This window comes from Massilia polaris, from assembly GCF_012927275.1.
GTDB classification, from domain to species: Bacteria; Pseudomonadota; Gammaproteobacteria; order Burkholderiales; family Burkholderiaceae_D; genus Telluria_A; species Telluria_A polaris.
Genome location: NZ_JABBGG010000004.1, coordinates 55607 through 76637, shown reverse-complemented (window position 1 = coordinate 76637; position 21031 = coordinate 55607). Strand labels below are relative to the sequence as shown.

Annotated in this window: 20 protein-coding genes; 12 read left to right on the top strand and 8 right to left on the bottom strand. The window is 63.7% G+C overall.

The window, feature by feature from the left end; translation table 11 throughout:
- Window positions 1–30: 30 nt before the first annotated feature.
- From HHL21_RS08350 to HHL21_RS08330, 5 genes are all read right to left on the bottom strand, one after another.
- Entirely contained in the window at window positions 31–1308 is a 1278-nt protein-coding gene (locus HHL21_RS08350; RefSeq protein WP_169464800.1) for a DUF445 domain-containing protein, read from the bottom strand.
- Complete coding sequence (locus HHL21_RS08345; RefSeq protein ID WP_169464799.1) at window positions 1305–1643, bottom strand: putative signal transducing protein; 339 nt, start codon at window positions 1641–1643, stop codon at window positions 1305–1307. Before HHL21_RS08345 ends, HHL21_RS08350 begins: the two co-directional genes overlap by 4 nt.
- 80 nt (window positions 1644–1723) lie before the next feature.
- Window positions 1724–2878 (bottom strand): CaiB/BaiF CoA transferase family protein, encoded by a 1155-nt coding sequence (locus HHL21_RS08340; protein ID WP_169464798.1) that lies wholly within the window; start codon window positions 2876–2878, stop codon window positions 1724–1726.
- Between the two features lie 12 nt (window positions 2879–2890).
- Window positions 2891–4033: an acyl-CoA dehydrogenase family protein gene (locus HHL21_RS08335; protein ID WP_229496223.1), complete on the bottom strand. Its 1143-nt coding sequence runs from the start codon at window positions 4031–4033 to the stop codon at window positions 2891–2893.
- Between the two features lie 5 nt (window positions 4034–4038).
- Window positions 4039–5223: a lipid-transfer protein gene (locus tag HHL21_RS08330; RefSeq protein ID WP_169464797.1), complete on the bottom strand. Its 1185-nt coding sequence runs from the start codon at window positions 5221–5223 to the stop codon at window positions 4039–4041.
- 97 nt (window positions 5224–5320) lie between these two features.
- On the opposite strand from HHL21_RS08330, the gene HHL21_RS08325 reads away from it, so the two are divergent.
- Both HHL21_RS08325 and HHL21_RS08320 read left to right on the top strand, forming a co-directional pair.
- Window positions 5321–5956: a TetR/AcrR family transcriptional regulator gene (locus HHL21_RS08325; protein WP_169464796.1), complete on the top strand. Its 636-nt coding sequence runs from the start codon at window positions 5321–5323 to the stop codon at window positions 5954–5956.
- Between the two features lie 71 nt (window positions 5957–6027).
- Window positions 6028–7731, top strand: coding sequence for a cation:proton antiporter domain-containing protein (locus tag HHL21_RS08320; protein WP_169464795.1), 1704 nt, complete (start codon window positions 6028–6030; stop codon window positions 7729–7731).
- 98 nt (window positions 7732–7829) lie between these two features.
- On the opposite strand, the gene HHL21_RS08315 is transcribed toward HHL21_RS08320, so the two are convergent.
- Complete coding sequence (locus HHL21_RS08315) at window positions 7830–9794, bottom strand: AAA family ATPase (RefSeq protein ID WP_169464794.1); 1965 nt, start codon at window positions 9792–9794, stop codon at window positions 7830–7832.
- A 423-nt stretch (window positions 9795–10217) separates the two neighbouring features.
- Here HHL21_RS08315 and HHL21_RS21915 point away from each other — a divergent pair, with 423 nt between their 5' ends.
- Window positions 10218–10352: a hypothetical protein gene (locus tag HHL21_RS21915; RefSeq protein ID WP_267874062.1), complete on the top strand. Its 135-nt coding sequence runs from the start codon at window positions 10218–10220 to the stop codon at window positions 10350–10352.
- Between the two features lie 211 nt (window positions 10353–10563).
- Window positions 10564–10833 carry a hypothetical protein gene (locus tag HHL21_RS08310; protein ID WP_169464793.1) on the top strand — a complete coding sequence of 90 codons (270 nt, stop codon included), beginning with the start codon at window positions 10564–10566 and terminating at the stop codon, window positions 10831–10833.
- Window positions 10834–10867: 34 nt separating this feature from the next.
- Here HHL21_RS08310 and gstA read toward each other — a convergent pair whose 3' ends face one another.
- Window positions 10868–11479: a glutathione transferase GstA gene (gene gstA / locus HHL21_RS08305; protein WP_169464792.1), complete on the bottom strand. Its 612-nt coding sequence runs from the start codon at window positions 11477–11479 to the stop codon at window positions 10868–10870.
- 131 nt (window positions 11480–11610) lie between these two features.
- On the opposite strand from gstA, the gene HHL21_RS08300 reads away from it, so the two are divergent.
- Window positions 11611–11949, top strand: coding sequence for a hypothetical protein (locus HHL21_RS08300; RefSeq protein ID WP_169464791.1), 339 nt, complete (start codon window positions 11611–11613; stop codon window positions 11947–11949).
- Window positions 11946–12788 (top strand): HDOD domain-containing protein, encoded by an 843-nt coding sequence (locus HHL21_RS08295; protein ID WP_169464790.1) that lies wholly within the window; start codon window positions 11946–11948, stop codon window positions 12786–12788. The genes HHL21_RS08300 and HHL21_RS08295 overlap by 4 nt, the downstream gene beginning before the upstream one ends.
- Before the next feature lie 125 nt (window positions 12789–12913).
- Here the strand turns inward: HHL21_RS08295 and HHL21_RS08290 are convergent, their stop codons facing one another.
- Window positions 12914–13258: a hypothetical protein gene (locus HHL21_RS08290; protein ID WP_169464789.1), complete on the bottom strand. Its 345-nt coding sequence runs from the start codon at window positions 13256–13258 to the stop codon at window positions 12914–12916.
- 601 nt (window positions 13259–13859) lie between these two features.
- Between HHL21_RS08290 and HHL21_RS08285 the strand changes: the two genes are divergently transcribed.
- The 6 genes from HHL21_RS08285 (at window position 13860) to glyS (ending at window position 21031) form a co-directional block, all read left to right on the top strand.
- Window positions 13860–14909, top strand: coding sequence for a PhoH family protein (locus HHL21_RS08285; RefSeq protein ID WP_169464788.1), 1050 nt, complete (start codon window positions 13860–13862; stop codon window positions 14907–14909).
- On the top strand, window positions 14893–15357 hold the full coding sequence (ybeY, locus tag HHL21_RS08280; protein WP_169464787.1) for an rRNA maturation RNase YbeY: 465 nt from the start codon (window positions 14893–14895) through the stop codon (window positions 15355–15357). The genes HHL21_RS08285 and ybeY overlap by 17 nt, the downstream gene beginning before the upstream one ends.
- A 105-nt stretch (window positions 15358–15462) precedes the next feature.
- Window positions 15463–16341 (top strand): CorC family transporter, encoded by an 879-nt coding sequence (locus HHL21_RS08275; RefSeq protein WP_169465149.1) that lies wholly within the window; start codon window positions 15463–15465, stop codon window positions 16339–16341.
- On the top strand, window positions 16341–17909 hold the full coding sequence (gene lnt / locus HHL21_RS08270; protein WP_169464786.1) for an apolipoprotein N-acyltransferase: 1569 nt from the start codon (window positions 16341–16343) through the stop codon (window positions 17907–17909). The genes HHL21_RS08275 and lnt overlap by 1 nt, the downstream gene beginning before the upstream one ends.
- 102 nt (window positions 17910–18011) lie before the next feature.
- Entirely contained in the window at window positions 18012–18926 is a 915-nt protein-coding gene (gene glyQ, locus HHL21_RS08265; protein WP_169464785.1) for a glycine--tRNA ligase subunit alpha, read from the top strand.
- Between the two features lie 17 nt (window positions 18927–18943).
- Complete coding sequence (gene glyS, locus HHL21_RS08260) at window positions 18944–21031, top strand: glycine--tRNA ligase subunit beta (protein WP_169464784.1); 2088 nt, start codon at window positions 18944–18946, stop codon at window positions 21029–21031.

Below are 21031 nucleotides of genomic sequence, written 5' to 3'. Positions count from 1 at the left end.
CTTTCGCCTACCTGGTACAGGCGTGCCGCATCACGACGCAGCGCCTGCCAGCGCGGCAAGGTGCGACACCAGGTAGAGCAGCACGCCGATCATCCCGCCCACGATGGTGCCGTTGATGCGGATGAATTGCAGGTCCTTGCCGATATTGAGCTCGACCTGCTCCGACATCTCGCGGGTGTCCCAGTTCTTGACGGTGTCGGCGATATGGCGCGTGAGGAATTCGGCGAACTCCGGGCCGGCCCCGCGCGCCGCGTTTTCGAGGTGGTCGTTGAGCGACTGGCGCAGGCGCGGATCGTCCTGCAGCACCTTGCCGACCCAGGCGGCGGCGCCCACCACGCGGCGATGCAGCACCGAGTCTTCGCTGTGCAGGTCCTTGCGGATCCATTCGCGCAGGTCGTCCCACAGCGCGCCGATATACGCGTTCATGCTCTCGTCGTCGAGCAGGTGGCGCTTGATTTCCTCGCCCTTCGCGACAAACTCGGGATCGGCCTGCAGGCGTTCGATGAATTCGGCGGTGAAGCGGTTGAAGTTGACGCGCACCGGGTGCTGCGGGTCGTTGTGGATGTCGTTGATGATGCGGTTGGCGGTGGCCACCGCGACCTCGGCGCCTTTGCGGCCCAACCACTCCGACGGCAGCACTTTTTCGGTGAACGGATACGCATCCTTGAGCCAGTTGACGATGCCGTCGGCAATGTAGCCCTGGGTCTCCTCGCTGCTCATCACCGTGGCGAGCTGGCCGATGCCGGCGTCGAGCAGCGCCTGGTGGCGGCCGTCACGCGTCAGCGCTTCCAGCACCACGCCGGCGGTGCGCGACAGGTCGACCGTGCCGATCGCCGAGCGGATCGCGCGGCTGATAAAGCTGCGCACCGGCGCGTCGTCGATGAAGTCGAGCAGGCCGGACGCCAGCTTGACCAGGTAGCTGCCCAGCTGCTCCGTATGCTCGGGCAGCGCCAGCCAGGTCGCTACTTTCGCAGCAGGATCGTGGCGCCGCACCAGCCCGACGATCGACTCGGTATCGAGGAATTTCTCGCGCACGAACAGCGCGAGGTTGTCGGCGATCTTCTCCTTGTTCTTCGGGATGATCGCGGTGTGGCGCGAGACCACCGGGATCGGCACGCGCCGGAACAGCGCGACCACCGCGAACCAGTCGGCCAGCGCGCCAACCATCGCCGCCTCGGAAAACGCGGCCAGCAGCTCGGCCCACCACACGCGCGGCAGGAACAGCGTGACGACGAACAGCGCCACGGCGCCGGCCAGGAAGGCCAGCGCCAGCTGCTTCGCCCTGCGCAGTTCGATTTCCTTGGTCATTCGGGCTGGCCGACGTCGGCGTCATCCTCCAGCGCATAGACGCCGCGCTCGAAGGCGTCGAGGACCTGGGTGGCATCCTCCAGGTGGGCGGCCGGCACCAGGATGCGCACGCCGCCCAGCGCGGGCGCCATCAGGAGGTCGGCCTGCACATGGTTGGCATCCGCCACCACGGCGGGAATGCCGGAGGCGACCAGGCAGCCCTGCAACACATAGGCGTCGGTCGGCACCAGGCATTTGGCGACGACGAACAGGTCGCGCCCGGGGATCGCCCCGGCGTCGAGCAACTGTTCTGCACCGTATGCGCCCAGCGGGCCCGCACGCAACAATCCGTCCATATAGCCCCCGCGGTTTGGTTGAGTAATACATAGTATTTATCACAACTGCCCGCTGGCCGCCACGCGCTTGGATGCGCTGGTTAGCCGATCGCGCCGCGTTCCCGCAAACCGGCGATCGCTTCCTGCGGCCATCCCCAGTCTGCCAGGATGTCGGCCCCATGCTGGCCGGGGGCCGCCGGCGGCACGTCCAGTTCAGGCGCGGTGCGGCTGAAACGTGGCGCCGGTGCTGGCTGCGTCACGCCATCGACTTCAACAAAGGTGCGCCGCGCGCGGTTGTGCGGATGCCGCGGCGCCTCGTCCATGTCGAGCACCGGCGCGAAACACACGTCGGTTCCCTCCATCAGCTCGCACCACGCGTCTCGCGTGCGCGTCCCGAACATGGCGGCGAATTTTTTCTTCAGCGACGGCCATTCCGAGCGCTTCATCTGCGTGTTGAATGCGCGGTCGGTCACGCCGGTAAGACGCAGCAGCAACGCGTAGAACTGCGGCTCGATCGATCCGATGGAGATGAACTTCCCATCGGCGCAGCCATAGGTATCGTAGAACGGCGCGCCGCCATCGAGCAGGTTGGCTTCGCGCTTCAGCCCCCACGAACCATGCGCGCGGAAGCCGTACATCATCGCGCCGAGCAGCGCCGCGCCGTCGGTCATCGCGGCGTCGACCACCTGCCCTTTTCCGGACTTGCGCGATTCAAGCACCGCGCAGACAACACCGAAGGCCAGCATCATCGCGCCGCCGCCGAAGTCGCCTACCAGGTTCAGGGGCGGCGACGGAGGTTCGCCTTCGCGGCCCATCGCACGCAGCATGCCGGTCAGGGCGATGTAGTTCAGGTCATGGCCGGCGGCCTGCGACAGCGGGCCGTCCTGGCCCCAGCCGGTGACACGCCCATACACCAGTTTCGGGTTGCGCGCGTGGCACACCTCAGGTCCGGCGCCGAGTCGCTCCATCACCCCGGGGCGGAATCCTTCCAGCAGCACGTCGGCCTTGTCGATCAGCCCAAGCAGCACCTCGATGCCTTCCGGATTTTTCAGGTCGAGTGCGAGCGAACGCCGTCCGCGCGCCATCACGTCGTACTTCGTGCCCAGCATGGGGAACGGGTTGGCGGCGGCCGGCGCGGCCTTGCGGTCGATGCGTATCACTTCGGCGCCCATGTCGGCCAACATCATGGCGGCAAAGGGGCACGGCCCCAGTCCCACCATTTCGACGACCCTTACCCCAGCCAGCGGTCCAGCCATGCGGTGTGCTCCCTACAGTGAACGTGCGATGATTTCTTTCATGATCTCATTGGCGCCGCCGTAGATGCGCTGGACGCGCGCGTCCACGTACATCTGCGCGATCGGATACTCGAGCATGTAGCCGTAGCCGCCGAACAGCTGGACGCACTGGTCGATGACCTTGCATTGCAGGTCGGAGATCCAGTACTTCGCCATCGACGCCTGTACCGTGTCCATGCGGCCCGTGATCATGTCGTCGATGCAGCGGTCGATGAAGATGCGCGCGATGGTCGCCTCGGTCTTGATCTCGGCCAGCACGAAGCGGGTGTTCTGCATGTCGAACAGCGCCTGGCCGAAGGCCTTGCGCTCTTTGGTGTGTTCGAGCGTCAGCTTCAGCGCGCGTTCGATGGCGGCCACGCCGGCCACGCCAAGGATGGTGCGCTCGTACGGCAGCTCCGTCATCAGCTGGGCAAAGCCCTTGCCTTCGACGCCGCCCAGCACGTTCCCGAGCGGCACATGGGCATCGTCGAAGAACAACTCGCAGGTGTCCTGGCCCTTCTGCCCTACTTTTTCGAGGATGCGGCCGACGCGGAAGCCCGGATTGTTTTTCGTCTCGAGCAGCAGCAGCGACACGCCCTTGGAGCCCGCTGCCGGATCGGTCTTGACCACGACCAGGATCAGGTCGGCCAGGTAGCCATTCGAGATGAAGGTCTTCGATCCATTGACCTTGTAGCCGCTGTCGCCCGCGATGGCTGTCGTACGGATGCCTTTCAGGTCAGAGCCGGCGCCCGGTTCGGACATTGCGATGGCCGCGACCATCTCGCCGCTGGCCAGCTTCGGCAGGTACCTGAGCTTCTGTTCTTCAGTGCCCTGGTTGAGGATGTAGTGCGCGACGATCGCATGCACGTGGATGCCAAAGGCCATGTCGCCCGCGTAGCCGAGTTCCTCGAACACCACCGACTGGTGCGCGAAGCTGCCGCCCGAGCCGCCGTACTGTTCCGGGATGTCGGCCAGCAGGATGCCCATCTCGCCGCCCTTGTGCCAGACGGCGCGATCGACGTGCTGCTGCTTGCGCCAATGCTCCTGGTTCGGCACGATCTCGGTCTCGACGAAACGGCGTACGGCATCGCGGAAGCCTTCCAGCTCCGCGTTCATCCATGGCGAGGTGTATTCCATGGTGCTCACGCCGCGCGGTACATGGTGACGACGCAGGCGCCGCCGAGGCCCAGGTTGTGCTGGAGCGCGACGCGCGCACCGTCAACCTGGCGCGCGCCCGCGCTGCCGCGCAGCTGGTGGGTCAGTTCGTAGCACTGCGCCAGGCCGGTTGCGCCGAGCGGATGGCCTTTCGACAGCAGGCCGCCCGACGGATTGGTGACGACCTTGCCGCCGTAGGTGTTGTCGCCTTCAGTGATGAACTTGTCGGCGCCGCCTTCAGGACAGAGGCCCAGCGCCTCGTAGGTAATCAGCTCGTTGTGGGCGAAGCAGTCGTGCAGTTCGACGACGTCGAGGTCGGCGGGACCGATGCCGGCTTGCGCGTACACCTTCTGCGCGGCCTCGCGGCTCATGTCGTAGCCGACCACGCGCATCATGTCGTGCGAGTCGAAGGTGCTTGGGCGGTCGGTGGTCATGGCCTGGCCAGCGATGTAGACGTCGGTTTTCAGGCCGCGCTTTTTCGCGAAGTCTTCCGACACCAGCACGGCTGCGGCGGCGCCGCAGGTAGGCGGGCATGCCATCAGGCGCGTCATCACTCCCGGCCAGATGGCGGGCGACTCCAGCACTTCTTCCGGCGTCACGATTTTCTTAAACAGCGCCAGCGGATTGTTGGCGGCGTGTCGGCTGGCCTTGGCGCGGATCTTCGCAAACGCATCGAACGGGGTGCCGTACTTTTTCATGTGCGACAGGCCGGCGCCGCCGAAGTAGCGCAGCGCCAGCGGGATGTCCGGCATGCCGACCAGTTCATCGGTGACCGCATCGAACGGATCGAACGGGCTTGGGCGGTCGTTGAACACCGAGCCCAATGCGCCGGGGCTCATCTGCTCAAAGCCGAGCACCAGCACGCAGTCGGCCGCGCCGCTGGCGATCGCCTGGCGCGCCAGGAACAGCGCGGTCGATCCAGTCGAGCAGTTGTTGTTCACGTTGACGACCGGGATGCCGGTCATGCCGACCTTGTACAGGGCCTTCTGGCCGCTGGTCGAGTCGCCGTAGACGTAGCCGGCGTAAGCCTGCTCGATGTCGTCGTAGGCCAGGCCGGCGTCTTCAAGCGCCTGGCGGGCGGCGAGCGCGCCCATCTCGTCGTAGGGGGCGCTGGCGCCCGGCTTGGCGAACGGGATCATGCCCACACCGGTTACATAAACGTTGCGGCTCATCGAAGTCTCCTGAATAGTGGATTAGGTCGCGCGACCTATCGCGACGATTATAGGTCAGTCGTACTATTTTTCCAAGCAGCATGAGATAATCCGGCCCATGCCCGCCTCGCTCGCCACCGCACTCAAGCACAAGCCGTCGAACACGACAGGCAAGGGGCTGGGGCGCGCGCACGAAATCCTGCAGGCTGCGCGCATCGTGCTGGCCGCCGAGGGCTATGCCGGGATGTCGATGCGGCGCGTCGCCGGCGAAGTCGGCATCAGCCTGTCGAATGTACAGCACTATTACCAGAGCAAGGATGCGCTGCTCGAAGCGGTGCTGCTGTACACGATGGACGTGTTCCAGGCCAAGATCGACGAGATTTCGGCGGCGATGCAGAGCGAATCGCGCATCGACCGTTTTTTGTCGACGGTCGACATGTTCCTCGACGAGATCACCGACCCGGTGACGCACGCCATCTTCTTCGAAATCTGGGCGCTGGCCTCGCGCAACGAATTTGCGTCGCGGCTGATGGACAAGATGATGGCGCGCGAACGCAAGACCATCTTCCACCTGATCCGCGGACTGGCGCCCGGCATTGGCGACGACGAGACCATGCAGCGCGCGATCCTGATCGTCGCGCAGGTCGAGGGGCTGATGCTGTTCCGCCTCGACCGCCAGGCGCGCGCCGACGAATTCCACCTCGTGCGGGCCTCGGTGCGCAAGTCGCTGGCCGCGCTGGCGACCGTTCCGTAGCAAAAAAATATCGGTCAGCCCGGCGGCGCTTATACTTGGCCTTCAAGCAACGCGCACAAGGGAATGACTGCATGCACCACAACATCAGCCTGATCACCACCATCGCGGCCGCGCTCGGCTTCGGACTCATCTTCGGCATGATCGCCGTGCGCTTCAAATTGCCCGCCCTGGTGGGCTACCTGGCGGCCGGCATTGCGATCGGGCCGGCCACACCCGGCATCGTTGCCGACGTGGCGCTGGCGGGCCAACTGGCTGAAATTGGCGTGATGCTGCTGATGTTCGGGGTCGGGCTGCACTTCTCGCTGAAGGACCTGCTGGAGGTAAAAAAGATCGCGCTGCCGGGGGCGATCCTGCAGATCGCCGCGGCGACCGGGATGGGCATGGGGCTGGCGTACCTGTGGGGCTGGAGCATCGGCGCCGGGCTCGTGTTCGGGCTGGCGTTGTCGGTGGCCAGCACAGTCGTGTTGTTGAGGGCGCTCGAAGACAAAGGGATACTCGACTCCATCAACGGGCGCATCGCGGTCGGCTGGCTGGTGGTCGAGGACCTCGTCACCGTGCTGATGCTGGTGCTGCTGCCGGCGATCGCCGGCTCGCTCGGCGGGACTGCGGCGCCAGGCGGCGACGACAATTTCTGGAAAGCGCTCGCCCTCACGCTGGGCCAGGTGGCCGCGTTCATCGCGTTCATGATGCTGATCGGGCGCAAGCTGTTTCCGTGGTTCCTGTGGCGCGTTGCCGCCACCGGCTCGCGCGAACTGTTCACGCTGGCGGTGGTTGCCACCGCGGTCGGGATTGCTTACGGGTCGTCGGAACTGTTCGGCGTCTCGTTTGCGCTGGGCGCGTTCTTCGCCGGCATGGTGCTGCGCGAATCCGAGTTGAGCCACCGGGCCGCGCACGAATCGCTGCCGCTGCGCGACGCGTTCGCCGTGCTGTTCTTCGTGTCGGTGGGCATGCTGTTCGATCCGATGGTGCTGGTCGAAAGTCCGGGCCGGGTCGCGCTGGTCGTGGCCGTCATCATGTTCGGCAAATCGGTGGCCGCGTTCCTGCTGGTGCTCGCGCTGCGCTATCCGCTCAATACGGCGCTGACGGTATCCGCCAGCCTCGCGCAGATCGGCGAATTCTCGTTCATCCTGGCGGCGTTGGGCCTGTCGCTCGGGCTGCTGCCGGTGGAAGGACAGAGCCTGATCCTGGCCGGCGCCATCATCTCGATCGCGCTCAATCCGCTGCTGTTCAAGGCGATTGCGCCGATGCAAAGCTGGCTGCGCAGCAAGTCGCACCTTGCACGGAAACTGGAACGCTCGACCGATCCGCTGGCCGAGCTGCCGATGACGGTCGAGCAGCACAAGCTGAGCGGGCAGGTGGTGCTGGTCGGCTACGGCCGGGTCGGCCGCAAGATTGCCGAGCAGCTCGATGCGCATGGCGTGCACTATGTGGTGGCCGAGCAGAACCGAGAGCTGGTCGACCAGCTGCGCAAACGGAATATTCCGGCGGTGGCGGGGAACGCGGGTGAGCCTGCGGTGCTGATCCAGGCGCACATCGCGCGTGCCGGCACGCTGGTCATTGCAACGCCTGATACTTTCCACGTGCGGGCGATGTGCGAGACGGCGCGCGCGCTCAATCCTGACATCAGCATCGTAATCCGGACGCATAACGAAGAAGAAGCGCAGCTGCTGCGCGAAGAAACCCTGGGCAAGGTGTTCCTGGGCGAGAACGAGCTTGCGGCAAGCATGGCGCGCCATGTGCTTGAAGGCTTGAGGACGGCGTCAGTCGAGCACTGATCGCTACCGGATTTGGCGGAAAGCATCGTGCAATAAAATCGGGGTCCGTCCCCGGGGACAGACCCCGATTTTGAAGCAAGCAACTTAGTTGATGCGGTTTAAGCGGCGCTGCCTTCGGTGCAGAGCTTCAGGCCGGCGGTGCGCGGGGCGTGGATGTGCGCCATCAGCAGCTCGCGGCGCTCTTCCAGCAGGGCGAACACGACATCCTTCGACAGCACGTATTGTTCCAGCAGCGTGTCTTTCAGCGATTCAATCACCGCCTTGTAGTCACGGATCGCACCCAGCGTGTAGCTGTAGAGCTCGTCCGATTTTTCTTCAACCTGGCGGATCGTCGGGTTGTCGCTGCCTTCCTGCTTCAACTGCGAGTAGTCGATCTTCGAACGCGAGTACATCGACAGGCGGTTGACCATCAGGTTCAGCATCCTGGTGGCCTTTTCGATGTCGTTCTGGCTGCCGACCGAGATGCCGCGGGCGCCGTAGAACAGTTCTTCAGCGGCCACGCCGCCGTACAGCTGGATCACGTCGCGCTCCAGTTCTTCCAGCGTGCGCAGCGAAACGTCATCGCCCGACTGCAGCACATAGCCGAGCGCGCCCAGTTTCGATACCGACTCGGTGCTGATCTTGAGCAGGTGCGATTTTTCCTTTACTTCGGCCAGCGTCATGCCGGCGCGCAGGTACGGGTCGATCTGCATGAAGAAGTGGCCCAGTTCGTGCAGCGCCACGCGTTCGCGCTGCTTGTCTTTTTCCGCGGTGGTGGCGCGGTCGGTCAGCCCAAGCGTCGAGCGCTCGAAGGCGCGGAACATCAGGTCGGTGTCGATGATCGCCTTTTCCTGGATCGAGATCATGCTGGCGCGCTCGACCACGGTTTCCAGCAGCGCAGGGCTGAGGTTGGCGGTCATTTCGGCAACCTGGTCCAGGTCGAGGTTGCTCCAGTCGACCAGGCCGTCCTTCTTGCGTTTCAGGAAGCTGCGCAGCAGCTCGATGCGCTCACCCTTGTTCGGCAGGCGGAAGTTGATCTTGACCGAGAAGCGGCGCAGCATCGCTTCGTCCATGTCGGACGAGGCGTCGTCGAAGTTCGAGGCCACGACCCAGATCACGCCGGCACCCTTGTCGCTCTTGACGCCGTCGAGCAGGCCGAGCAGCGTGTTGGCGGTGTCGTCCTCCCATTTCTTTTCACCACGGCCGCGTGGCGTGAACAGCGTTTGCGCTTCATCAAGGAAGATGATGCAGCTGCCCTGCTTGCAGGCCTTGCGGTAGAGCGCATTGAGCGCCTTGGAGCCGCCGCCGACATAGCCCGATTCCAGCGCCGAACCGGATGCCTGGATCAGCGGCACGTTCAGGCGCTTGGCCAGGTAGCCGACCAGCTTGGTCTTGCCGGTGCCCGCAGGCCCGGTCAGCATCACGTTGAACGGCTTGTCGATGTTGTGCGACTTGTATTCCGCGCGGTTGCGGATCATGTCTTCCAGGTGCAGCACTTCCTGCTTGATGTCGTCCATGCCGATCAGGTCGTCCATGCTGCCCTTGAGCTTGTCCGGGGTCAGCACATTGGCGCTCATGCCCATGCCGGGGATGCCGAACTTCAGCACGTAGATCAGCAGCAGGATGATGGCGATGTCGAGCGCGTGGCGCTTCAGGAAGGCCAGCGCTTCCTCGGTCGCGGCATTCTGGCCTTCGTCCAGCAGCACGGCCTTGTGCGACGCGAGGTAGTCATCCCTGGCGATCGCGTATGGAATCGCGTTTTTGAGCAGCACTTCGCGCTCCAGGCTCAGGTGCGAGGTGCTGGGCACCTTGACCACGTGCAGTTGCGGCGCGTCCTTGAACTTGTAGATGTAGCGCGGCGCTTCCGACAGCGGCTTGGCCACCATCAGGTACTCGAGATTACCTTTCTGCGCAGCCAGGCCCGTGATTTCGGAAATGTTCTGCGAGTACACGACCGGGCTGGTGTCTTGTGGCACGTCGTTCTTGTAGATGGCAAGGCCAATGACCGTGGCGAGCAGGAGTCCGGCGCCGATGCGCACGTAGAAATTCTTAAAGACGATCTGGAGTTTGGCGAGGTTAGGCATGATTTACTTTGTGAATAGTGGACGCAGGTACCGCAACATCGTAAAAAGTTCTGTTCACCGCACGCATTCAGGGCGCGGTCGCGACAGCAACGCTCGATATGGGTTCATCAACGTCGCTATACATGTCACGTTTTGCCGGGAAAGTCTGGCCCGGACGTGATTATTTGCCATCAATTTAATTCTTGAAGGCAAGAGGGATATGGAGACTATACCTTCATTAAAAAGGCGCACGCAAACAGTTTTCACAAAAAAATTTTGCGTCGCAACATCTGTAGTCAAGGCAGCAATCGAATGCGTTATGAAGCTGGCAAACTTCGTTGGCGAAGCGTTAAAAATGGCGAAATGCGTAACAGTTCGTTTCAACGATTGATGAGTTTGCAATGTCGATACATCATCGTCCGAACTGTTAATGGACGATCTGCCATGACCTACTTCTTTTCGTTTTTCCAACGCCTGTTTGGCGCCTCAATTTCCGCGACGGAAGACCATCTGGGCGGGCCGATTGACCTGTCGGACGCTGCCTATTGCCTTGGATTATTGACGCAGGAAACAGAATAAACCAAAACGAATTTTTCCGCACCGCACAGCGATAAATTCCGCTCGCAATGCCTCACGACATATCATCCGCCGCAATCGAATCAGCGTAGAAAAACCCGGAACGCCATGGTTTAATACGATGAACAAAAAGCACACGATGGATCGATTTTTCGCTGCACTGCACCAGTGTATCGGCGCGCCAGGCCGGGATCAATAAGGAGAGGGGATTATCGTGAAACAATTCGTCCTTTGCATCGTACTGGCCGCCGGCCTGGCCGGCACGGCCCAGGCCACCCTTGTTGAATTTGAGCGCGCCACAGTGCACGCCGCGCCAATTGCCGGCTTGACCTCGCGCGCCGACCTGATGGTGGCGCGCGGCGCAGTCGCCCAGCCTGGCGACCTGGCGGAAATGCCGGAGCCGGAAGTGTTTGCCATGATGCTGGTCGGCCTGGTGCTGATCGGCTGGCGAGCCAGCCGGCACAGCGGCGAAAAATTCGAATAGCAGCCAACAAGATCCCGCAGCCGCGGGAGTTTTATCAATCTTTGGCGAGGCCTTCGGCGCGCAGCGCCTGCCGGACCGCCGGACGGGCCGCGACGCGGGCCTGGAATGCCTGCAGGGCCGGCCACGGCGCCAGGTCGATGCCGGTGAAGCCGCACCAGTTCAGCACCGTGAACAGGTAGGCATCGGCCACGGTGAAGCGCTCGCCCATCAGGTAGTCGCGCCCTTCCAGCGAACGCGCCACATGGCCGAAACGCGCGGCCAGGCCGGAGATGGCGTGGTCGCGCGCTTCCGCACTGGCGCCGCGGTTGAACAGCGGCCCGAAGCCCTTGTGCATTTCGGTCGCGATGTAGTTCAGCCATTCCATCAGGCGGTAGCGTTCGAACGATCCCGCCAGCGGCACCAGCTGCTTTTCGGGAACCAGGTCGGCCAGGAACTGCACGATGGCCGGGCCTTCGGTCAGCACGGCGCCATCCTTCAGCATCAGCGCGGGCACCGAACCCTTCGGGTTGACCTGGCGGAAGTCGGCGCCGCCGGCAACTTGCCTGGCGCGCAGGTCGACCTGCTCGGTGGTGAAATCGAGGCCCGCTTCGCGCAGCACGATGTGTGGCGAGAGCGAGCAGGCGCCGGGGCTGAAGTACAGTTTCATGATGGTCCTTTGCAGAGGAGGTTGGGCGGGCAAAATGCCGAGAATACAACAAAAGGAGTTGTGGTATTTACGCCCCCTCAAGTTGCCGCACCGGTCGATGGTAAGATCGAATTATTCACCTGGAGAAATTGATGAGCGCTGCCTACCAGCACCTTGCCCTGGCCGAGATCCGGCCGGGAATGATCCTTTCGGACGAGCTGCTGGACGACCAGGGCCATGTGCTGCTGCCGCGCGGCGCCGTGCTGACCGCAGCCACCATCGCCCTGATGCCGCGCCATGGCATCGCGGCGGTCGCCGTGCTGGCGACGGGCGCGGTGGTCCAGGCTCCGGTAGCGGATCCGGCCGCCGTGCAGCAGCGCCTTGCGCACCTGTTCCGCAAGAACGACATCGACAACCAGAACGACTGGGCGACCGGCATCCTGCGCCGCTATGTCGAGGATTACCGCATGCAGCGGGGAATCGCGGAATGACGGCACTGGTCATCGATGACGTCGTCAGGAACCTGCTCGACCTTCCCTCATTGCCCGCCGTCGTCATGGAGCTGCTGAGCAGCATCGACGCCGAGGATGTCGACATTTCGGTGCTGGCGAAAAAAGTTTCGCACGACCAGGCGCTGATGGCGAAGACGCTGCGCCTGGCCAACTCGCCGGTGTACGGCCTGCAGGTCAAGGTCACCACGCTCAACCAGGCGATCACCTTCCTCGGTTTCCAGGCCACCCGCAACCTGATCATCGCGGCCGCCGTGACCGGCTGCTTCGCCGAGGGCAAATGCGCGGGCTTCGACTACAAGGCGTTCTGGCGCCATTCGATCGCGACCGCGGCCTGCGCCCGCGTGCTGGCGCGGCGCATGAAGTTCAACCAGGATTACGCCTTCACCGCCGGTCTGCTGCACGATATCGGACGGCTGGTGCTGGTCACCAGCTTCCCGGAGCTGTACGCGCAGGCGACCGCATTGCGCAAAGAAACCGATTGCGAATTGCTCGAGGCCGAGCAGCAAGTATTGGGGGTCGATCATGTGGCGGCGGGGATTGCCCTGGCCGAACACTGGAACTTTTCCGACACCATGCGGCTGGCCATTGCCCACCACCATGATCCCGAGGCGCCCGGCGCGGGCTTCCTGGCCACGATCGTTCACGTGGCGAACGCAATCGTCCATGCGCTGGATATCGCGCGCGATGAGGATGAGCTCGTACCCGCAGTCTCATCGGTCGCATGGACCGCGCTGGGGCTGAACGAAGAGTCCTACCTGCATGTATTCCGCGAGACGGAACTGCAGTTTGAAGAGATTTCTTCCGTCCTGATGGGCTAAGGTCTTCGCGGGACCTGCCGGCGCTGCGCTTGTATCAGGCGGTGGCGGGGCCCGTCGCACAGTGCGGCGGGCCGTTGCCATCTTGCACCGAAGGCTTGACTGCTGTTGCGGTAACGCCAGCGGTGTCAGTGCGCATAATTACCAGGTGTCTGCTGCTGTGCTGCTTCTGCTGCCGCTTTGTCTTCTGGCTTTGGACGTCCCTGGGCGTCGGACAGGCGATACTTGGTCCTGCGGTCGCCCATCAGGTCGCGCAGGTCGCGGATGCTCATGCCGGTGACTTCGTGCATACGGATCAGCAGCGAGGCGCCGACCGGCAGGCGGTGGTGGCGAATCTTGCTGATGACCGGAGGCGCGACTTCCAGCATGCGCGACAAGGCCGCATCGTTCTTCAGCTGCATCTTACCCAGCAGAATATCGAGCAGGTGGTTGGGGTTGTAACTTTCTTGTGATGCCAAAGCATGGTGTGCCATGATTTACCTCGTGAGAGTGGTTGAAATGATTCAGTTACGAACTTTGCTAAAGACCATGATTTGCCCAAAGAAGTTCCCGAAAACGCCCTTCACCTTGATTAACAGAACAAGTCGATCATCAGTCCAAGCACGTGACCGGTTCGTAGGCTCCCTGCGCTACGCGCCTTCCACCGACCACTTGTATTTCACACAAATTATCAGACTCATACGCCGACAGTACATCCGACCAGCGCACAAGCGTCATTGTTTGAAATCAAGCTAACGCACGGAAAGCTTGTCACATAATTATTTCAACACATGAATCAGATTTGTGTCGCACGCAAGAAATAAACTACTTTGCTTCCCAACGTTACGATACTGCCGGAACTCATTGATTTTCAAAATGAAATAATTCGCACACAATCAAATGCTTGTTAATCTTTTGATTCGGAAAGGCATAACTGAAGCTGATAAGAAATAAATATTGCACGATGGAAAATACGCGGAATAGCGCACGCGGGTTGATTGTCGTTTTGGCCGCGAAAAAGGATTTGCGGTAAACTGGCCCCCGCGCATTGTCAAAACAGCTATTTACGCAGAGAACACCATCCGCCAGGCACCGTTGAAAACCAAGACCCCCATCCAGCCCGAATACTTCGTTCCCGAGCCGCTCGACAACACCCGGCTGGCCCACCTGTGTGGACCGCTCGACGAAAACCTGCGCCAGATCTCGGCGGCCCTCGACGTCACCATCTTCCGGCGCGGTGAAAAATTCATCGTCAGCGGCACCAATGCCTCGCGCGCTGTGGATATCCTCGAACGGTTCTACGCGGTCGCCAACAAGGTGGTGCCGATCGAGGAAGTGCAGCTGGCCCTGGTCGAGCAGCGCAGCGGCCTGCGCGCTTCGGCGCCCGAATCCGAGCCGACCGAGGAACTGCCCGAGATCGAGATCAACAGCCCGGTGCTGAAAACGCGCCGCACCGACCTGCGCGGGCGCACCCCGCACCAGATCCAGTACCTGCGCGCGATCCTCGAACATGACATCAGCTTCGGCGTCGGCCCGGCCGGCACCGGCAAGACCTATCTCGCGGTGGCCTGCGCGGTCGATGCGCTCGAACGCGATGCCGTCAAGCGCATCGTGCTGACCCGCCCCGCGGTCGAAGCGGGCGAGCGCCTCGGCTTCCTGCCGGGCGACCTGGCCCAGAAGGTCGACCCTTACCTGCGCCCGCTTTACGATGCGCTGTACGACCTGCTCGGCTTCGACCGCACCCAGAAGATGTTCGAGAAACAGGTGATCGAAATCGCGCCGCTGGCCTACATGCGCGGCCGCACCCTGAACCACGCCTTCGTGATCCTCGACGAAGCGCAGAACACGACGGTCGAACAGATGAAGATGTTCCTGACCCGGATCGGCTTCGGCAGCAAGGCCGTGGTCACCGGCGACGTCACCCAGGTCGACCTGCACAAGACCCAGCGCAGCGGCCTGGTCGACGCGGCCCATGTCCTGAGGGACGTGCGCGGCATCGCCTTCACCCACTTCTCCAGCGCCGACGTGGTGCGCCATCCGCTGGTGGCGCGCATCGTCGACGCGTATGAATCGGCCGCGTCGATCGACGACCTGGCCGCCCTCCCGAAACGTCCTGCAGCCGCTAAAAATGTCCGAAAAAAATAAACTCGACCTCGAGGTCCAGTACCCCGACGAACGCCTCGAAAAAACCATCACGCCCGAGATGGTGGAACGCTGGGTGCAGGGCGCGCTGTTCGCGCCGGCCGAGCTGACGGTGCGTTTCGTCGCCGAAGAAGAAGGCCGCACCCTGAACCGCGACTACCGCGAAAAGGACTACGCCACCAACGTGCTGACCTTCGCCTACAACGAAGGCGAGATCATCGCCGACGACCAGCCGACCCGCGCCGACATCATCCTGTGCACCGACGTGCTCGAACGCGAAGCGGCCGAACAGGAGAAAACAGTCGAGGAGCATGCGGCCCACCTGGTGGTGCACGGCGTGCTGCACGCACAGGGCTACGGCCACGAACACGACGAGGAAGCCGACGAGATGGAGCAGCTTGAGCGCGACATCATGGAGGTGCTGGGCTACCCCGACCCTTACCCCGAGTAAGCCGCCGGCGCCCGCTCCGCGGCACGCCAAGGCGTGCTTAAAAAACGGGCAGCCGGGCTTTTGGTGTATCCTACGCCCCATCGTAACAACGGCTTCATGCCAACTATGCCAGAGCACCCTAGTGACGTCCGAACGGACGCCAAACCCCACCGGTCACTGTTTGAACGCCTGACCGCACTGATTTCCCCTGAGCCCGAGAACCGCGTCGAGCTGCTCGAAGTGCTGCACGACGCCCACGGACGCAACCTGATCGACGCCGACGCGCTGTCGATGATCGAAGGCGTGTTCCAGGTCTCCGACCTGTCCGCCCGCGACATCATGGTGCCGCGCTCGCAGATGGACGTCATCGATATCTCCAAGCCTATCGAAGACTGGATGCCCAACGTGCTGGAAACGGCGCACTCGCGCTTTCCTGCCGTCGAGGGCGACCGCGACCGCGTGGTCGGCATCCTGCTGGCCAAGGACCTGCTGCGCTACTACGCCGAAGAATCGTTCGACGTGCGCGACATGCTGCGCCCGGCCGTGTTCATCCCCGAGTCCAAGCGCCTCAACGTGCTGCTGCGCGACTTCCGCGCCAACCACAATCACATGGCGATCGTGGTCGACGAATACAGCGGCGTGGCCGGCCTGATCACCATCGAGGACGTGCTCGAACAGATCGTCGGCGACATCGAGGACGAATACGACTTCGACGAAGAAGAAGACAACATCCTCTCGATCAAGGAAGGCCAGCTTGGCCCGCGCTGGCGGGTCAAGGCGCTGACCGAGATCCAACAGTTCAACGAAGAGCTGGGAACCTCGCTGCCCGAGGACGACGCCGACACCATCGGCGGCCTGGTGGCAAGCCACCTCGGACGCATGCCGCACAAGGGCGACGTGGTCGACATCGACCACCTGCGCTTCGAAGTGCTGCGCGCCGATGCGCGCCAGGTCCATGTGGTCCTGGTTGAAAAACTGCCTTCGGCCGAAGACGACCGCGACTGATGCTGCGTCGCCGCGCCACCCCGCCAGACCATGCCTCCCGCAAGCCGCGCACCACTGCGCTGCCGATGCTGGTGGCCGCGCTGGCGGGCTTTGCCAGCCTGTTCTCGTTCCAGCCGTTCGCATGGTGGCCAATCCAGGCCGTCACGCTGGCGTGGCTGTTCTACCAGGTCGGCATGGACACCTCGGCCAGGCGCAGCTTGCTGGTCGGCTGGGGCTTCGGCTTCGGCTGGTCGGTCGCCGGCATGCACTGGCTGTATGTCGCCATCACCGTCCACGGCGGCATGCCGGCGCCGCTGGCCGCCATCGCCATCGCCCTGCTGGCCGTCTACCTGGGCGTGTTCTCCGGCCTGGCCACCGGCGCCGCCACCTGGCTGCGCCGGCGCTGGTCGCTGCCGGTGCCGGCCTTCCTGCTGCTGGTACTGCCAGCCGCCTGGGGCCTCTCGGAATGGGTGCGCGGCTGGATGTTTACCGGCTTCCCCTGGGCCTCGTCCGGCTACGCCCATAACATCAGTCCCCTGGCCGGCTACGCGCCGCTGATCGGCGTGTTCGGCATCGGCGCGCTGGTCGCGCTGTGCGCATCCTGCCTCGTCATGCTGACCCAGCGCGCACGCATGCAGGCGCTCGGGATGCTGGCCGCCGTCATGGCCGCCGGCTACGGCCTGACCTTCATCGACTGGACCCGTCCGGCCGGCGCCCCGATCACCGTGCGCCTGCTGCAGGGCGACGTGCCGCAGAACGAAAAATTCGACATCGCGCATATCGACCGCGCGCTCAAACTGTACGCCGGCATGATCAAGGCCGCTCCGGCCGACCTGATCGCCACGCCCGAAACGGCGATCGTGCTGTTCCCGCAGCAGCTGCCGCCCGGGTACCTGGACGGCCTGGCAGGCTTCGCGCGCGACACCGGCAGCCACCTGATGTACGGCATACCGCTGGCCGACAGCCCGACCCAGTACGCCAACAGCGTGGCCGGCGTTGCGCCGGACGGGCGCGGCTTCCGCTACGACAAGCAGCACCTGGTGCCGTTCGGCGAATTCGTGCCGTCGGGCTTCCGCTGGTTCGTCGACCTGATCTCGATCCCGCTGGGCGATTTCACGCGCGGGGCCAAAGTACAGGCGCCGTTCGCGGTGAAGGACCAGTTGGTGCTGCCGAACGTCTGCTACGAAGACGCGTTCGGCGAAGAGATCGCGCTGCAGCTGCGTTCATCGAAGACGCCGGCCACGATGCTGCTGAACGTGTCGAACCTGGCGTGGTACGGCAGGTCTGTCGCGATCCCGCAGCACCTGCAGATTTCGCAAATGCGCTCGCTCGAAACCGGGCGGCCGATGCTGCGCTCGACGAACAACGGGGCCACCGCCGTCATTGACGCCAAAGGCAGGGTCACCGCCAAACTGCCGTCGCACACGCGCGGCAGCCTGTCCGCCACCGTGCAGGGCATGCAGGGCTCGACGCCGTACATCCGCTTCGGTAACGCGCTGTTCCTGCTGCTGTCGGCATTGGCGCTTGGCGCGGCCTGGCTGATGGGCCGAAAATACCGCCAAACCCTTTCCCAACCCGCGCAAAAGTGACATAGTCGCCACAACGGCCCCAGTCCCCGCGCAAAACCCGCTAAAATTGGCCTTTTGGCAAACCCAACAATCGTTCACGCTGCGGCGTGACGGCCACACACGATGCTCACATTTCAACAAATTATCCTGACCCTGCAGTCCTACTGGGACAAGCAGGGCTGCGCCCTGCTCCAGCCATACGACATGGAAGTCGGCGCCGGCACCTTCCACACCGGTACTTTCCTGCGCGCGATCGGTCCGGAGCCTTGGCGCGCCGCCTATGTGCAGCCGTCGCGCCGCCCGAAGGACGGCCGCTACGGCGAGAACCCGAACCGCCTGCAGCACTATTACCAGTACCAGGTCGTGCTCAAGCCGGCCCCGGAAAACATCCTCGACCTGTACCTCGGATCGCTCGAAGCGCTGGGCCTGGACCTGAAGCAGAACGACGTGCGCTTCGTCGAAGACGACTGGGAAAGCCCGACCCTGGGCGCCTGGGGCCTGGGCTGGGAAGTCTGGCTGAACGGGATGGAAGTCACCCAGTTCACCTACTTCCAGCAGGTCGGCGGCCTTGACTGCAAGCCGGTGCTTGGTGAGATCACCTACGGCATCGAGCGCCTCGCGATGTACCTGCAGGGCGTCGAGAACGTGTACGACCTGGTGTGGACCGAGTGGGAAGAGAACGGCACTAAAAAGACGCTGTCGTACGGCGACGTCTACCACCAGAATGAAGTCGAACAGTCGACCTACAACTTCGAGCACGCGAACACCGAACTGCTGTTCGCGCAGTTCGCCAACCACGAATCCGAAGCCAAACGCCTGGTCGAACTGCAGCTGACGCTGCCGGCCTACGAGCAGATCATGAAGGCGTCGCACAGCTTCAATATGCTGGACGCGCGCGGCGCCATCTCGGTGACCGAACGCGCCGCCTATATCGGCCGCGTGCGCACCCTGTCGCGCCTCGTGGCGCAAGCCTATTACGACTCGCGCGAAAAGCTCGGCTTCCCGATGGCCCTGACGTCGCTTGACGCCGCCGCCTGAACGACAAGAAAAGAACCATGAACCAGACATTACTAGTCGAACTGCTGACCGAAGAACTGCCGCCAAAGGCGCTCGTCAAACTGGGCGACGCCTTTGCCGCCGCCATCGTGAACGGCCTCAAGTCGCGCGACTTCCTCGACGAGGGCAGCGACGCCACCACCTACGCCACGCCGCGCCGGCTGGCGGTATCGATCACCAAGGTGCGCGGCACTTCACCCGACAAGTCGATCCGCGACAAGGTGCTGCCGGTCAGCGTCGCGCTCGACGCCGACGGCAATCCGACCGCGCCGCTGGCCAAGAAGCTGGCCGCGATGGGCTTTGCCGACGTCACCGTCGACCGCCTCGAACGCGCCGCCGACGGCAAGGCCGAGAGCTTCTTCTACACCCACACCGCGCAGGGAAGCGCGCTGGCCACCGGCCTGCAGGCCGCGCTGACCGACGCTTTGGCTAAGCTGCCGATTCCTAAGCTGATGAGCTACCAGCGTCCCGGCGGCGATACCGTGCAGTTCGTGCGCCCGGCGCACAAGCTGGTCGCGCTGCATGGCGAACAGGTGCTCCCGCTGGCGGCGCTTGGCTTGAACGCATCGAACATCACGCTCGGCCACCGCTTCCTCACCGATGGCAGCGACATCGCCATCGCGCACGCGGAGCACTACGAAGCGACGCTGGAGTCCGAAGGCCGCGTCATCGCCAGCCCTGCCGCGCGCAAGGACCGCATTCGTGCTTCGCTGCTCGAAAAAGCCGGCGCCGACAAAGTGCTGATGCCTGAATCGCTGCTCGACGAAGTGGTCGCGCTGGTCGAATGGCCGGTAGTGTACGAATGCCGTTTCGAAGAAGAGTTTTTGGCCGTGCCGCAGGAATGCCTGATCCTGACGATGCAGACCAACCAGAAATACTTCGCGCTGACCGACACCGCCGGCAAGCTGCGTTCGCGCTTCCTGATCGTGTCGAACATCGCGACCGATTCGCCGCAGCACATCATCGGCGGCAACGAGCGCGTGGTGCGCCCGCGCCTGGCCGACGCCAAGTTCTTCTTCGAGCAGGACAAGAAGAAGACGCTGGAGGCGCGCCTGCCGCTGCTGGCCAACGTCGTCTACCACAACAAGCTGGGGACGCAGTCCGAGCGCACCATGCGCCTGGCCGCGCTGGCCGGCGCCATCGCCAAACGCCTCGGCTACGACATGCTGCTGGCCGAACGCGGCGCGCTGCTGGCGAAGGCCGACCTGCTGACCGACATGGTGGGCGAATTCCCTGAGCTGCAAGGCATCATGGGCAGCTACTACGCGCGCCACGACGGCGAGCATGAGGAAGTCGCACTGGCCGCGTCCGAACACTACCAGCCGCGCTTTGCCGGCGACACCCTGCCGTCGACCCCGACCGGCACCGCCGTCGCGCTGGCCGACAAGCTGGAAACCCTGGTCGGCATCTGGAGCATCGGCCTGCAGCCCACCGGCGACAAGGATCCGTTCGCGCTGCGCCGCCACGCGCTCGGCGTGCTGCGCATGATGATCGAGAAGCGCCTGGCGGTCGGCATCAGCGAACTGCTGGCGTTTGCCGCGGCGCAGTTCGAAACCCGCGCCGCCTTCAAGGACCCGTCGGCGGAAGTCAGCGCCTTCGTCATCGACCGCCTGCGCGGCATGCTGCGCGAGCGCGGCTTCACGCCGAACGAAGTGGAAGCGGTGCTGGCGCAAAATCCGGACCGCCTCGACGACATCGTCCAGCGCCTTGAGGCGGTGCAGGCGTTTGCCGCGCTGCCGGAAAGCGCTTCGCTGGCCGCTGCCAACAAGCGCATCACCAACATCCTGAAGAAGACCGACGCCGCCATCGGCGCCGTGTCGGAAGACCTGCTGAAGGAAGCGGCGGAGCGCAATCTGTTCGAAGCGATCAAGCGAGTCCGTCCGGACGTCGACGCGGCGTTTGCCGCCGGCGACTTCAGCGGCACCCTCAAGACGCTGGCGCGCCTGCGCGACGACGTCGACGCGTTCTTCCTCGACGTGATGGTGATGGACGAAGACGCGGCGCTGCGCAACAACCGCCTGGCCCTGCTGTCTTCGCTGCACGGCATGATGAACCGCGTGGCCGACATTTCGAAGCTGGCATCGTGA